The organism is Trinickia sp. HAY1-2D, assembly GCF_056754935.1.
This window is the reverse complement of record NZ_JBPGWX010000002.1, coordinates 3,777,767-3,791,827: the sequence shown is the minus strand read 5'-3', so window position 1 is coordinate 3,791,827 and position 14,061 is coordinate 3,777,767. Positions and strand designations below refer to the sequence as shown.

9 protein-coding genes are annotated in these 14,061 nt (G+C 64.0%); 5 read left to right on the top strand and 4 right to left on the bottom strand.

Going from position 1 to position 14,061, the window contains the following annotated elements; translation table 11 throughout:
- Positions 1–67 precede the first annotated feature (67 nt).
- Positions 68–3,166, top strand: a complete 3,099-nt coding sequence (locus ACR9ZC_RS24645) for a sensor domain-containing protein (RefSeq protein WP_481582265.1) — start codon at positions 68–70, stop codon at positions 3,164–3,166.
- A gap of 24 nt (positions 3,167–3,190) precedes the next feature.
- Here the strand turns inward: ACR9ZC_RS24645 and ACR9ZC_RS24640 are convergent, their stop codons facing one another.
- The gene (locus ACR9ZC_RS24640; RefSeq protein ID WP_173255134.1) at positions 3,191–3,583 is read right to left on the bottom strand and encodes an acyl-CoA thioesterase; all 393 of its coding nucleotides are present in this window, start codon (positions 3,581–3,583) and stop codon (positions 3,191–3,193) included.
- A gap of 142 nt (positions 3,584–3,725) precedes the next feature.
- Between ACR9ZC_RS24640 and ACR9ZC_RS24635 the strand changes: the two genes are divergently transcribed.
- Positions 3,726–5,624 (top strand): ABCB family ABC transporter ATP-binding protein/permease, encoded by a 1,899-nt coding sequence (locus tag ACR9ZC_RS24635; RefSeq protein WP_481582264.1) that lies wholly within the window; start codon positions 3,726–3,728, stop codon positions 5,622–5,624.
- Positions 5,625–5,756: 132 nt separating this feature from the next.
- Here ACR9ZC_RS24635 and ACR9ZC_RS24630 read toward each other — a convergent pair whose 3' ends face one another.
- From ACR9ZC_RS24630 to ACR9ZC_RS24620, 3 genes are all read right to left on the bottom strand, one after another.
- Positions 5,757–6,812 (bottom strand): hypothetical protein, encoded by a 1,056-nt coding sequence (locus ACR9ZC_RS24630; RefSeq protein WP_481582263.1) that lies wholly within the window; start codon positions 6,810–6,812, stop codon positions 5,757–5,759.
- A gap of 328 nt (positions 6,813–7,140) precedes the next feature.
- Positions 7,141–7,842, bottom strand: coding sequence for an N-acetylmuramate alpha-1-phosphate uridylyltransferase MurU (murU, locus tag ACR9ZC_RS24625; protein WP_481582764.1), 702 nt, complete (start codon positions 7,840–7,842; stop codon positions 7,141–7,143).
- A gap of 43 nt (positions 7,843–7,885) precedes the next feature.
- Positions 7,886–8,926 (bottom strand): aminoglycoside phosphotransferase family protein, encoded by a 1,041-nt coding sequence (locus ACR9ZC_RS24620; RefSeq protein WP_481582262.1) that lies wholly within the window; start codon positions 8,924–8,926, stop codon positions 7,886–7,888.
- Positions 8,927–9,137: 211 nt separating this feature from the next.
- Between ACR9ZC_RS24620 and ACR9ZC_RS24615 the strand changes: the two genes are divergently transcribed.
- From ACR9ZC_RS24615 to pdxA, 3 genes are all read left to right on the top strand, one after another.
- On the top strand, positions 9,138–11,504 hold the full coding sequence (locus ACR9ZC_RS24615; protein ID WP_481582261.1) for an LPS-assembly protein LptD: 2,367 nt from the start codon (positions 9,138–9,140) through the stop codon (positions 11,502–11,504).
- Between the two features lie 92 nt (positions 11,505–11,596).
- The gene (locus tag ACR9ZC_RS24610; RefSeq protein ID WP_481582260.1) at positions 11,597–12,967 is read left to right on the top strand and encodes a peptidylprolyl isomerase; all 1,371 of its coding nucleotides are present in this window, start codon (positions 11,597–11,599) and stop codon (positions 12,965–12,967) included.
- Positions 12,968–12,978: 11 nt separating this feature from the next.
- On the top strand, positions 12,979–13,995 hold the full coding sequence (gene pdxA, locus ACR9ZC_RS24605; RefSeq protein ID WP_481582259.1) for a 4-hydroxythreonine-4-phosphate dehydrogenase PdxA: 1,017 nt from the start codon (positions 12,979–12,981) through the stop codon (positions 13,993–13,995).
- The last annotated feature ends 66 nt before the right edge of the window (positions 13,996–14,061 follow it).

Here is a 14,061-nt window from a genome sequence, read left to right as displayed (position 1 = left end):
TTGGTGAGCCCGGCGCCGTCGGCGATCGAGGCATGCTCAGCCCCCGTCCGAACGGCGTTCCGAATCCATGACTTCCTTTTTATCGAAGCGGCTGCTGATCAACCTGGTAGTCGTGGCTGCCGCGGTGGGCGCTAATGCGTTCGTCGCCTATACCCAAATTCGCGGCGAGCGTGCGACGAACGAGCGTACGCTGCGCTCGATGAGCGTCAAACGCGATCTCGACGCGTACCGCATGACGCTTGGAGCGGGCCTGGCCGCGCTTGGACGGTTCGAAATCTCCGGCTCGGCGGTGTCGCCGACGCTCGGCGCCGCCCAGGAAGCCCGCCTTGTCGACATCAAGGGGCGGCTTGTAGCCGAACTGGCCGACGAACCGGCGATGAGCACCGCGCTCGAGACGCTTTTCGCAGCTGGCGACGCCGCCGAAGCGGGAACGCTTGCCGCACTGGAACGCGCGGCGGCCGATGACGATTCCGAAGCGCATGGGTGGGCGACATCGGCGTACGCCCGGCTGGGGGCCAGATTCGATCAGGTGGACGATGCGCTCGCCACGCTGCGGATTCGCGAGGACGAGGCGCTCGAGGCATCGCTTGCCGAATCGACGCGCTCGGCTCGTCTTGCGACATTGCTGGTCGTCCTCACGATGGTCCTCGGCTGCGGCCTGCTCATCTACATGTTCGGCGCGCGTGAAAGCGCCGCACGCGCGAAGCTGCGCGTTGCCCGGGCCATGCGGCGCAGCGACGAGCGGTTTCGCGAGCTCTTCGACGCGCACCCGGTGCCGATGTGGATTTACGACCGGGAAACGCTGCGATTTTTGGCGGTGAACGCCGCGGCGCTCGAGCAGTACGGCTATACCGAGAGCGAGCTGCTTTCGATGACGATCCGGGATATCCATCCCTCGGACGAACTGCCCCGCCTCGAGACGTATCTCGACCGCAGCGCCACGCTGCCGAGGCGCGGCCGCGTCATGGCGGGTGTCTGGCACCATCAGCGTCGCAACGGTTCACAGCTGTCGGCCGATATTTCGAATCATGCGCTGAGCTTCATGGGCCGCTCCGCAATGTTCGTGTTGGCCGATGACGTGACCGAGCAGATTCAGGCCGAAGCGGAGGCGCAGCGTTCCAATCAGATGCTCGAAAGCATCATCGACAATATTCCTCAGCGCATTTTCTGGAAGGACCGCGAATCGCGCTATCTCGGCTGCAACATGGCCTTCGCCCGGGACGCGGGGCTCGCCTACACGGAGCAGGTCGTCGGCAAGACCGATTACGACTTGCCGTGGAAGAACATGGCCGAGGCGCTCCAGCGCTCCGACCTCGATGTGATGGAAACCGGCGTGCCGAAAATGAACGCCGAGTTCGAAGTGATGATCGACGGCGCGCACCGCGCCGGTATCACGAGCAAGATTCCGCTGACGAACGGCGATGGCAAGGTCATCGGCGTACTGGGCTCCTATACGGATGTCACCGATCGCAAGCGCTCCGATCTCGCGCTGCGATTGCAAAGCCGGGCGCTCGACGCGAGCGTCAATGCGATCTTGATCACGGGCGCGGCCGAACGCGGACATTTGATCGAATACGTGAACCCCGCGTTCAAGCGGATCACGGGCTACGATCCTGCCGAGGTCGTAGGCCAGGATTGCCGTTTCCTCCAACGCAACGACCGCGACCAGGAAGGTCTCGCCGAAATACGCGAAGCACTCGCGGCAAATCGCGAGGTGAGCGCTGTGCTGCGCAACTATCGCAAGGATGGCGCGCTGTTCTGGAATCAGCTGTTCATCGCGCCGGTGCCGGATCCCGACGGCAAGACGACGCACCATATCGGCGTCATCAACGATGTGACCGAGTTGATCCGCTACCAGGAGCAGCTCGAGTATCAGGCGAACTACGACAGCCTGACGAGGCTGCCCAATCGCAATCTGTTGCGCGAACGTCTGCAGCAATCGATCGCGCGAGGCTTGAATCTCGCCGTCGTCTTCATCGATCTCGACGGCTTCAAGAACGTCAATGACAGCCTCGGCCACAGCGTCGGCGACCGCCTGCTCGCCGTCGTCGCCGACCGGCTCGCGCGCAGCGCGCGCCCGGGCGATACCGTCGCACGTCATGGCGGGGACGAGTTCGTGATCGTATTGGCGGACCTCGTCGAAAAAGATGCGCTGATCCATTGGATGGAGCGCGTGCGCGCGACGATCTCCGAGCCCGTCATGCTGGACGGCACGGAACTCTTTGTCGGATGCAGCATGGGGGCGAGCCTTTACCCGCAGGACGGCGAGGATGTGGAAACCTTGCTGAAAAAGGCCGACCTCGCCATGTATCGCGCAAAGGACATGGGCCGCAATACGTTCCAGTTCTATCAGCCCGAAATGAACACGAGCGTCGGCGCCCGGCTGAACCTCGAAAGACGGCTTCGCCGCGCGTTGCGCGACGGTGAGTTTCTGCTGCATTACCAGCCGCAGGTCGATATCGAAACAGGCCGCATCGTCGGCATGGAAGCGCTCGTGCGCTGGCTGGACCCCGAAGTCGGGCTCGTGCCGCCTTCCGCCTTCATTCCGGTGGCGGAGGAGAGCGGGCTCATCGGCCCGCTTTCCGAATGGGTGCTGCGCGAGGCGTGCCGGCAGAACAAGGCCTGGCAGGACGACGGGCTGCCGCCTGCGCGCGTCTCGGTGAATCTTTCGGCCCGGCAGTTCCAGCAGCGCGACATCGCGCGGCTCGTCATGTCGGTTCTCGAAGAGACGGGCCTCGAGCCTCAGTACCTCGAGCTCGAGTTGACCGAAAGCGCGATCATGCGAAACGCCGAGGAGGCTGTCGTGATGCTCAACGAGCTGCATGCGCTCGGCATCGGGCTCGCGATCGACGATTTCGGCACGGGCTATTCGAGCCTCAGCTACTTGAAGCGCTTCCCCGTCGATCGCTTGAAGATCGACCGCTCGTTCGTGTCGGACATCGGCGCGTCGAGCGACGACGAGACAATCACCTCCGCGATCATCGCGCTCGCCCATTCGCTCGATCTGCAGGTGATCGCGGAGGGCGTCGAGACGGCCGCGCAACTCGACTTCCTGAAAAAGCGCGCGTGCCACGAGATGCAGGGGTATTTCTTTGCGCGCCCGATGCCGCACGACGCGATTCCGCATCTGCTGCAAGCGGAGCGCTCGGGCGCCGCAGTGATGTGAGCGTTCCGCTCGGGGCCCGTTGCGCTACTTGAGATCGGGCAGCTTGCGCGGACGGCGTTCGTGATCGGTCGCCACATAAGTGAGCGTGGCCTCGGTCACCTTGACGACTTCTTCGGCCAGACTCATGCGCTGCGCAAACACTTCCACATCCACGGTGACGGACGTGTTTCCAGTCTTGACGATGTCGGCATAAAAGCTCAGCAAGTCACCGACGAACACGGGCTGCTTGAAGACGAACGAGTTGACGGCGACCGTCGCCACGCGGCCGTTGGCGCGCCGGCTGGCCGGGATCGAGCCCGCGATATCGACTTGCGCCATGATCCAGCCGCCGAAGACGTCGCCGTGGACGTTCGCGTCGGCGGGCTGCGGCACGACGCGCAGCGTGCAAACCTTTTGCGGAAGCAGAGGGGAAGTCATAAAAATACCGTGAAAAAGGAAAAAGGCGCGGCCGTGGACGGCGCCAACGCGCCCGATGCGCTTCTGCGACAATACTCGGTGCGCTGAGTCGAGCGTAGGAATTGTACAGATAACCGCCGTCCCCACGGCCCCCGATACTGCCATGCGCCGTTATTCCGCTTCGAGTGAACTCGCCCCGCCTTCGAGCGCGCCGCGGCGCGATTGGCAAACCATTCGCTCGCTGTTGCCTTATCTGGCCGGCTACAAGGCACGCGTCGCGCTGGCGCTCACGTGCCTGATCGGTGCCAAGGTCGCCAATCTTGGCGTGCCGATCGTCATGAAGCGCATCGTCGATGGGCTGGTCTCCATGCGGCAGCTGACCGCCCTCGGCCGCGCGGCGAACGATCCTGCGATCGTGCTGGCGGGAGGAATCGGGTTGCTGGTCGTCGCCTATGCCGTCGTGCGGCTATCGACTTCGCTTTTCACCGAGTTGCGCGAGATTCTCTTTTCGAAGGTCACCGAAAGCGCTGTGCGGGACCTTGCGCTCAAGGTCTTTCGCCATCTGCATTCGCTCTCGCTGCGCTTTCACCTCGAACGGCAAACGGGCGGGATGTCGCGCGATATCGAGCGCGGCACGCGCGGCATTCAGCAACTGATCTCCTATTCGCTGTACAGCATCTTGCCGACACTGGTCGAAGTCGGGCTCGTCCTCGGGTTTTTCATCGTCAAGTACGAGGCGTATTACGCCATCGTTGCGCTCGTTGCCCTCGTCGTCTACATCGTCTTCACCGTGAAAGTGACCGAGTGGCGCACGCATTTGCGCCGCGCGATGAACGAACTCGATTCGCGCGCGAATTCGAGAGCGATCGATTCGCTGCTCAACTACGAGACGGTCAAGTACTTCGGCAACGAAGCGTGGGAAGCGCAGCGGTACGACGAAAACCTCAAGCGGTTTCGCGCAGCGGCGATCAAATCGCAGAACTCGCTGTCGCTGTTGAATTTCGGCCAGCAAACGATCATCGGCACCGCGCTGGTTTTCATCCTATGGCGCGCGACGTCGGGCGTGATGGCGGGGCGGCTCACGCTCGGGGACCTCGTGCTCATCAACACGTTCATGCTGCAGCTCTATATTCCGCTGAACTTCCTGGGCGTCGTCTATCGCGAGCTCAAGCAGGCCCTCACCGATATGGACCGCATGTTCACGCTGCTCGGCGCGGAGCGCGAGATCCCCGACGAGCCCGGCGCACAGGCGCTCGCGGTGCGTGGGGCCGAGCTCGAATTCCGGCACGTGTCGTTCGGCTACGAGGCCGCGCGGCAGATTCTGAATGACGTGAGCTTTACGATTGCGGCCGGTACGACGACCGCTGTCGTCGGCGCGAGCGGCGCCGGCAAGTCGACGCTCGCGCGGCTCCTGTTTCGCTTTTACGATCTGGACCGGGCGTCGGGCGGTTCCATCCGTATCGATGGGCAGGACATTCGCGATGTAACGCAGGACTCGCTGCGTCAGGCGATCGGCATCGTGCCGCAGGATACGGTGCTGTTCAACGACACGATCTACTACAACATCGCTTACGGACGGCCGACGGCAACGCGCGAGGAAGTCGTCGCGGCCGCGCGCGCGGCGCACATTCACGATTTCATCGAGGGGCTGCCAAAAGGGTACGAGACGCCGGTCGGCGAGCGCGGGCTCAAGCTGTCGGGCGGCGAGAAGCAACGCGTGGCGATTGCGCGCACGTTGCTGAAGAACCCGCCGATCCTCGTGTTCGACGAGGCGACTTCGGCGCTCGATTCGCGCTCGGAGCGTGCCATCCAGGCGGAACTCGATCAGATTGCGCGAGGGCGCACGACGCTCGTGATCGCGCATCGCTTGTCGACCGTCGTTCGCGCGCATCAGATCATCGTCATGGAGCACGGCCGGATCGTCGAGCGCGGAACGCACGCGCAATTGCTGGCTGCGGGCGGGGCGTTCGCGCAGATGTGGGCGTTGCAGCAGCAGCGCGCGGTTCGCGATGCGGGTTCAGGTGAGCAGCATGACGGGGTGCTTCGACAGGCAGCGGATTAGAGCTGCAAGCGCGCTGACGCGTCCGGATTCCTTGGGTGGGCCGGCCCGACAGTCCCGTAGGGGACTGCGGGCCGTACGCACGCTGAGTGAATCGACGCGTGCCGATCAGTGCTTGCTTGCCGCTGCCGTCTTCTACACTTCCCGCGCGTGGGTGGCGCCCGGCCAGACGCCGCTCATTTCGATCTCGCGACGTCCCGTCAGCCATTGCCCCAACGGGGTGGCCCAATGGAAGGTGTAGTTGTCGTCATTGACCACGCCTTTGAATTTCACTTCGACATGGATGTCCGTCGCATGCAGCGGGATGTTGCTGACGGTCTTCGAAATACCGCCCGAGAGCGTAAATTCGTTGTCTTGCCGTCCGTGCGGTGTGTCGTAAGCCAGCTTGATATGTGTGATGTAAGTGCAGCCGGGCTTGTTGTTGAAGAAGATCTCGAACGCGCTGAGGCGCGTGATCCAGTTGGGAATCAGCAGTTGTCCATCGAACGATGCGACCGTATAGGCGATCGGTACGGCATCGGGCGCAATCTCTCCCGGCTTGAACGGCCACAGGTGCTGGTCGACGCTTTTATGCTGGTTGACCGAGAGGAACGAACCCTTGCCGTTGACCCCGCCGAGCATGTCCTGCACCGCGCTCGCCGAACCCGTCAGCGCAAGCGACGAGCTGCTGTCCTGGGAGCCTGCGTTCACGCCGCTGTGCGCGTAGATCGCACTGGTGATGACGCCGAAGCCCTGCGAGATCTTCCCGTCGGAGCCCATGCTCACCGATTTGGCCTGTTCGGCGAGCCACTTCAGCGTTTCAGGCTTCGTCAGTGAGGTCAAGTTGTTGATGTACTTTTCCGTCTCGATGCTGAATTCCGATGCGATTGCGCCCGCGGACGAAAACTCCCACTTCACTTCGAGGCCGGCCTTGACCTTCGTTCCGGTCTCCGGATCGGTACCCGATCCGTCGAGGTTGACCTGCGTTTCCGTGCGGTGAACGTTGCTCGACGACAGCTTCCACTGATTCGGAATGGTGCGGCTGCTGTGGGCAACGCCCGGCGTTGCCTCCCTGACGAGCGTGAAGTCGCCCGTGTCCGGGGTAATGATGCCGACGGCGCCCGGGGCGAGTTTCGGTGAAAGCGTCCAGTTGCCCCAGTAGGCCGGGCGACCGTTGCGGATCAAATCGGTAAAGGCGCGATTCCAGTTCACAATTAGTTCTCCTAATTAATTTAGAAAGCTCTCGACGAGAAATGCAGTCGCCGTCTCGAACAAAAACAGCTGTTCGATCGCAGGTCCTCGCGCCGGCTCGTGAGACTGGGCCGCGCGAAACCATTCTGCAGAGGAATCGGGATCGGCCGCTATACGGCAAATGAGGTATGGGGACGAACGGGCATCGCCGGAGGGCCGCGCAGCCGAGGGCCAGCGCGTGATTTACGCCCGTGGTGTATGAAGCGGGGGAGCGCTCGAATCTACGGTGTCTGCTATCCGGCGTCGATTGGCGGCTTTTCCGATGGCTGAATTCGCCCGGCGCGGCTCGTTATCGGACGGCTCCGCGCTCCCTTAGCCGCCGATCGAGCGCGTCGAGCTGCGCCGGCGTGCCGACGTTCTCCCACAAGCCATCGAAGACTTCGCCGCTTGCGCGCCCGGCGGCAATGGTCTCGCGATAGTAAGGCCTCAGCGCGCGCCGCTCGCCGCGCGCCAGTCCCCGAAACATTCGCGTGTCGTAAAGCCCGATATTGCCGAACGTATAACGTGGCGAACCGTCGAGCGAGAGCGCCCCGTCGACGAGCGCGAAGTCGCCCTCGGGATGAAACGCTGGATTCGGCACCATCACGAGATGCATGCCGGGCTCCTCCATCGCCGCCAATCGCGCCGCGGGCCCGGCGAGCCGTTCGTAGTCGAAGTCGCAGTAGACGTCGCCGCTGACCGCGGCGAAGACCGCGGGCGCTCCGTCCTCTTCGAGCAGCGGCAACGCCTGAGCGATGCCGCCGGCTGTCTCGAGCGCGGCCCCTTCCGCCGAGTAGGCGATGCGTACGCCCCAGCGCGAACCGTTGCCGAGCGCGGCTTCGATCCGGTCGCCGAGCCACGCATGGTTGATGACGATCGTTTCGAAACCGGCCCTGGCCAGCCGCTCCAGTTGCCAGACGATGAGCGGTTTGCCGCCCGTTTCGAGCAACGGTTTGGGACAGGTATCGGTGAGCGGGCGCATTCTCTCGCCGCGCCCGGCCGCGAAGATCATCGCGTGGGTCAAAAGTGGATTCAGCTTCATCGTGCGCGGGGCGTCAAAATGTATAGCCGACTTCGCTCGCACGTCCTTCGAGTTCGTCGAGCAATCGTGCGAATGGCGCAAGCGGCCGGTAGCGCTCGCTTACCTTGCGCGCGTAGCCCATGAAACGCGGTAAGTCGGCGAGATAGCGCGATTTGCCATCGCGATGGTAAAGCCGCGCAAAAAGCCCCAGGACCTTGATGTGCCGCTGCAACCCCATCCATTCGATCTGCCGGTAGAACTCGCCGAAGTCCGCATCGACCGGCAGCCCCGCTTTTTTCGCGCGCTCCCAGTAGTAGACGAAGCAATCGAGCTCGAACTCCTCGTCCCAGCTCAGGAACGCATCGCGCAGCAGCGACGCGACATCGTACGTGATCGGGCCATGGACCGCGTCCTGAAAATCGAGGACCCCGGGATTCGGCTCGCAGACCATCAGGTTGCGCGGCATGAAGTCGCGCAGCATGTAGACCTGCGGCTGCGCGCGAGCGCTGGCGATCAACAGCGCGTAGGTGCGGTCGAGGACGCTGCGCACGTTCTCGTCGACGGTGCGTCCGAGGTGCCGCTCGATGAACCATTCGGGCATCAGTTCCATCTCGCGGCGCAAGAACGCCTCGTCGAAAGCCGGCAGTACGCCCTCGCGCGAGCCGGACTGCCAGCGGATCAAGGCGTCGAGCGCGTCGCGCATGAGCGGCCGCGCGGCTTGCGGGTCGCCGGGGTCGAGCACTTCGATGTAGGGCGTCGTGCCCAGATCGGTGACGAGCATGAAGCCCTGCTCGAAATCGCATTCGAGTACCCGCGGCACGTGGACGTCCGCACTCGCGAGCAGACCGGCGATCTGAGCGAACTCGCGGCATTTTTCCGGCGGCGGGGCATCGACGGCAATCAGTGTCGGGCCATGCGTGCCCGAGCTTTCGAGGCGAAAGTAACGGCGAAAACTCGCATCGGCGGATGCAGGCGCGAGCGTTGAGAGGTTCAGGCCATAATGGGCCTGGTGTGCGCGCAGCCAGTTGGCAAGCGCGTCGATACGGGCATCATCGGCCGGACAAGTATTCGTCATAACGGGGGGAGGCAAAACGTCTTGCCATATAATACCCGACGACTTTTCACGATGCGCCCCGTGTCGGCCTTTGCACGGTCCAGTTTGACCGCCCGTCGTCCCGTGCGTCGAGCACGCCGCTCGTGCGCGACGAGACCGCCACCGGATACCGGCGGTGCACGTCGTGCGACGGCGCCGTGCCTGGCTGCCGGGCCGATTCGCCAATCGATACATGCCGCCCAGACAGTTTCTTCGAACGAATTTCTCCGGCGATAGCGCGCCGCGCATGAAACGCCTCGCGGCTGCGCTGATCGCCATGCCGGGCCTGATGCCGTCGGTCTCGCACGCGCAACTGACGGGCGCGGCCGCCCAAGCGCAGCAGCTCGACGCGCCATGGGGCCTGAGACTCGCTCCGCAGATCGAAGAGCATCCGGTCGCGGCCGGCGGCTCGCCTGCCACGTTCGTGCTGGGCGACGACGCGACCGGCACCGCCGATCGCGATGTCGCGGCCAAAGGGTCGGCCGAGATTCGGCGGCCGGCCAACGTCATCAAGGGCGATGCCCTTCACTACGACGAGGATACGGATCACGCCGATGCCTACGGCAACGTGCGTCTGATCGGCAATGGCGTGTCGTTTGCCGGCCCTGAGGCGCATTTGTGGGTCGAGGCGAACGCGGGATACATGCCCGTACCGAAATATCGCTTCACGCTGCGTGGCGGATCGGGCAGCGCCAAGCGGGTCGAACTGCTCGACCGCGAGCGCTCCGTGTTCACCGATGGCACTTATACGGGCTGCCAATGCGAGACGCGGCCCGCGTGGTATATCCGTGGCAGCGAATTCGATTTCGATACCGGCTCGGATGAAGGCGTGGCCCGCAATGCGGTGCTGTTTTTCCAGGGTGTGCCGATCTTCGCGAGCCCCTGGCTCTCGTTTCCGCTGAGCGGCGAAAGGCGCAGCGGTCTGCTGCCGCCGCTTTTCTCGGTGAGCTCGACCAACGGCATCGAATTCTCGCAGCCGTACTACTTCAACATTGCGCCGAATCGCGATTTCACGCTCACGCCACGCATCATTTCGAAACGCGGCGTGCAAACGCAAGGGTCGTTTCGATATCTTTCGCCGACGTACACCGGCACGTTCACGGCCGAGTATTTGCCGAACGATGCGATCAAGCGCAAGGATCGCTACGCGATCTACTGGCAGCACAGCCAGAACCTGGGCGGCGGCTTCGGCGCATACGTGAACTACAACCGGGTATCGGACGACACCTACTCGCAGGATCTCGCGACCGTCGGCAATCAGTTCCTGGTCGGCACGCAGATCATCTACGACCAGGAAGCGGGGATCACGTACAACAACGGGCCCTGGTCCGTGCTGGCGCGCGAGCAGCACTGGCAGACCTACAACGACGCCGCGGCGCCCTACGGCCGCGAACCGCAGTTGAACGTGAAATACACGCGGTACAACGTCGGCGGGTTCGATTACGGCGTGGAAGCCGACTACACCCGCTTCCACATCACGGCCGCCGATGCGACGCAGGGCAACCGGCTCATGTTCAACCCGTACCTTTCGTACGGCTTGATCGGGCCCGGCTACTTCGTCGTGCCAAAAGTGCAGATGCACTTCGCGTCGTACAACCTGACGACGCTCGGCTCGACGGCTCCCGCCGGCCAGCCGAAAAACTTCACCGAGTCGATTCCGACCTTCAGCTTCGATACGGGCCTCATCTTCGAGCGCTCGCTGCGGCTTTTCGGCGAAGACTATATCCAGACGCTGGAGCCGCGGCTTTACTACGTCTATACGCCCTATCGCAATCAGAACTTCGCGCCGCTGTTCGATACCGCGGAGTCCGACTTCGGGCTTGCCGAAATCTTCACGCCCAATACGTTCGTCGGTAACGACCGCATTGCCGATGCGAACCGCCTCACGGCTGGCCTCACGACGCGCTTCATCAACGCGGCGACGGGCGACGAGCGCGCGCGGTTCGTCATCGCGCAGCAGTATTACTTCCGCGATCAACGCGTGAGACTCACATCGAGCGACCCGATTCCGGCCACGAGCCATTCGGACCTGATCGCGGGCGCGTCGATCAAGCTCGGCGCAGGTTTCGCCTCGGAAACGGCGTTCCAATATAATGCCGACAACAACCAGCTGGTGCGTTCGAGCGTCGGCTTCGGCTTCAGCCCGGAGGCGCGCAAGGTCGTGAACGTGGCCTATCGTTACACGCGGGCCAACGACACGCTCGACAATGAGCCGATCAACCAGTTCGTGGTATCGGGCGAATGGCCGATCACGCGCCGGCTCTACGGCGTGGGGCGGTTCAACTACGACCTGGCCGGTCACCGCATCGTCGACGGGCTGGTCGGCTTCCAGTACGATGCCGATTGCTGGACGCTCGGCGTCGGCGTCCAGCGTTACGCCAACGGCATCAATTCGGCAGGCGGAGCCCGCTCGTCGACGCGTATGCTCGCGCAGTTGACGCTGAAAGGCTTGTCGAATGTCGACAACGGACTCACGGCAGCATTCAGGGCCAGCGTGGCGGGGTATACACCGCCGCCGCCCCCGCCGCTGCCGGTTTCGCGTTATTCGAACTATGAATGAAGCGCGACGATGCGGGGCTCGCATGCGCGCAATCGATTTTCGCAAAACGGGGCAGGGCTCGATTTCGGCGGCCCGATATGAATGGAGTAGCTGTGGCAATTTCGAATAAGCTTCGCTGGGCAACGCTCGCGGCCGGTATCGGGGCCGCTCTGGTCTTCATGCCGGCGGGGCCGGCCGCGGCCCAGGCAGTGGCTGCTCCGAGCGGGCAGTCGGTCGACTCCGTCGCGGCCGTGGTCAACGACGATGTCATCACGGAGCGCGAGCTGCAATTGCGGGTCGATCTCGTGGCGCGCCGCTTGCAGCAGCAAAACGCGCCGGTGCCGCCCTCCGACCAGCTGACGCGCCAGGTGCTCGATCAGATGATCCTCGAGCGCATTCAACTGCAGCGCGCGAAGGAAGACGGGATCACCGTGGACGACGCGGCTGTCGACGCGGCGGTGCAGCGTCTCGCGAAGGCGAACAACATGTCGCTCGAGATCTATCGCGCGCGCATCGAGGCGCAGGGCGTGCCGTGGTCGGTGTTTACGCGCGATGCGCGTACCGAGTTGACGCTTTCCAAGCTGCGGGAGCGTGAGGTGGACAGCAAGGTCACCGTGTCGGATGCCGAAGTGGCGAACTACATCGCGAGCCAGCGCGGGCCCGACGCGAAGGTGCAGCAGGACCTGCGCATCGAGCACATTCTCGTCAAGGTGCCGGAGGGCGCGTCGCAGGATGTGCTGGCGGACGCGCAGAAGAAGGCGCAGTCGATCCTCGATCGCGCCAAGAGCGGCACGAAATTCGAGTCGCTCGCGAAAGAGCAGTCACAGGCCGCCGACGCCAAAAAGGGCGGCGACCTCGGTTTCCTGCCGCCTTCACGGCTGCCCGAAGATCTCGTCAAGGCGACCTCGGCGCTGCGTCCGGGCGAGGTGAGCCCCGATCTCGTGCGCACGGCGGACGGCTTCGAGATCGTGCGCCTCGTCGATCGCCGCACGGGTGTAGGCGGTACCGCAAGCGATGCGCCGAAGCTCGTCCAGACGCACGTGCGGCATATCCTGCTGCGCGTGGGACCGGGCGGAGTCACCGAACAACAGGCGCGCCAGCAGGAGCTCGATATCCGTCAGCAGATCGAGGCGGGCGGCGACTTCGGCAAATTTGCGCGGACCTACTCGCAAGACGGTTCGGCGTCGCAGGGCGGCGATCTCGGCTGGATCAGCCCGGGCGAGACCGTGCCGGAGTTCGAGCGCGCGATGAACAATCTCAAGGACGGCGAGATCAGCCAACCGATTCGCACCGAATACGGCTACCACCTCGTACAGGTACTTGGCCGGCGCGAGGCACAAGGCTCGGTTCAGCAGCAAATGGACCTCGCGCGGCAGGCGATCGGCCAGCGCAAGGCCGAGCAAGCCTACGCGGACTGGCTGCGCCAGTTGCGCGATTCCGCCTACATCGAATACAAGCTCGGCGGCTCGCTCGCGCAGCAATGAGTCATTGAGCCATGGTGCGCGCCCCTCACTCCCCGCTGCGGATCGCGATTACAACCGGTGAGCCCGCCGGTGTCGGTCCTGAGTTGACGGCGATGGCGCTCGCCGGTGCCGCGGCGCACTGGCCCGATGCAAACTTCACCGTGTTCGGCGACGCCGCGTTGCTCGCGGCGCGCGCGCGTGCGGTGGGCGTCGATTGGGTGTCGCTCGTTGCCGAGGCCGCGCCGGGTCGGGTGGCATCCGTGTGCGTCGAACACCGGCCGCTCGCCAAGCCGGCGGTGGCGGGGCGGCTCGATGCGGCGAATGGCCCTTATGTGCTTCGATTGCTGGATGACGCCATCGACGGCGCGCTGGCCGGCACGCTCGACGCCATCGTCACCGCTCCGCTGCAAAAGAGCACGATCAACGACGCCGGCGTGCCTTTCACGGGCCACACCGAATATCTCGCCGAGAGGACGAATACGCCGCGCGTCGTCATGATGCTCGCGGGCACGGGTGTGCGGCCGCTACGGGTCGCGCTGGCCACCACGCACTTGCCGCTGAAGGACGTACCGGGCGCGTTGACGATCGATGGCCTCGTCGAGACGCTCGTCATCATCGAGCGGGATCTGCGCCGCGATTTTGGACTGCCCGTACCGCGCATTCTCGTGACCGGATTGAACCCGCATGCAGGCGAGAGCGGCTATCTGGGGCGCGAGGAGATCGATGTGATTTCACCGGCGCTGGCGATTGCGGCGCAGCGGGGGATCGATGCGCGCGGTCCTTATCCGGCCGATACGCTGTTTCAGCCGCGTTATCTCGATCAAGCCGATTGCGTGCTGGCGATGTTCCACGATCAAGGTCTACCGGTACTCAAGTACGCGACATTCGGCGAGGGCATCAATGTGACGCTCGGTTTGCCGATCATTCGAACGTCGGTCGATCACGGCACGGCGCTCGATCTGGCAGGCACCGGCCGCGCCGACGCGGGCAGTCTCATTGCCGCGATCGATACCGCCGTCACGATGGCGCGCAACCGGCGCGGCGGCTGATTGCTACGGCGGTCCATCCGTCCGGCCGGCTCGGCGGGCCGCTCGAAACCCAAACGTATCCCCTCG